This window comes from Mesorhizobium sp. M7D.F.Ca.US.004.03.1.1 (assembly GCF_003998635.1).
GTDB classification, from domain to species: Bacteria; Pseudomonadota; Alphaproteobacteria; order Rhizobiales; family Rhizobiaceae; genus Mesorhizobium; species Mesorhizobium loti.
Genome location: NZ_RZQG01001551.1, coordinates 1 through 771 on the forward strand (window position 1 = coordinate 1; position 771 = coordinate 771).

Genomic DNA, 771 nt, shown 5'->3' on the forward strand with positions numbered 1-771 from the left:
ACCAGACTGAATTCGCTGGCCCCGGTGAGATGATTGACGGCGTCAAGACATCCAAGAATGCGGTCGTGGTGTCTCCCGGTCGCCTCGATCGTTGCCCCTGCGGGACAGGCACATCGGCGTGCATGGCGCTTTTGCATGCGCGTGGAGAACTCTCGCTTGGAGAAAGGTTCAGGCATCTCTCCATTCTCGATACGGTCTTCGATTGCGAAGTCGTCGCCGAGACCAAGGCAGGTGGTGTGCCCGCGATCATTCCTCAGGTTTCTGGACGCGCCTGGCTGACGGGTGTCAGCCCCTATGGGGTAGATCCGGAGGATCCATTTCCCCGAGGGGTATCGCTTGTCTGATACCTGGTTCGCGAATACCCCTTGAACTCTCATGGCGATGTCCTCAAAGGCATCGGCGGCACAATCCACATCCTCGGCGTTGCCGAATTGGACGCCCGGCAGGTGGTGGGCGCTCACAACATCGGTGGGACATAGCCGGGTTTGACTTCATCGAAGGCTCTGGCAGGACGATACGTCCGCTATTGGTCGAGCACGTCCCAAATGGCCACGCCGCCGATTCAGTGAACACGTACCAACCAGGAACGACGTCTCCTTGCATGGGCGCCCTTGCGTGCAAGTCGAAAACACCATTGCGATCTGTTGATATTCTATTGGATATTCCATATTCTGCGCCGTGTGACAAGTTCCGACCGATTCCGCGTTTGACAGCGGAGCGTGCATTGGTGAAAAGCGACTAGGGATCGGAATACTAGCTGATATGGCGGGG

General features: G+C 57.5%; 1 protein-coding gene. It reads left to right on the forward strand.

Features of this window, described 5'->3' with window-relative positions:
• Nucleotides 1-29: 29 nt before the first annotated feature.
• Entirely contained in the window at nt 30-344 is a 315-nt protein-coding gene (locus EN935_RS38620; protein WP_245489177.1) for a proline racemase family protein, read from the forward strand.
• Nucleotides 345-771 lie beyond the last annotated feature (427 nt).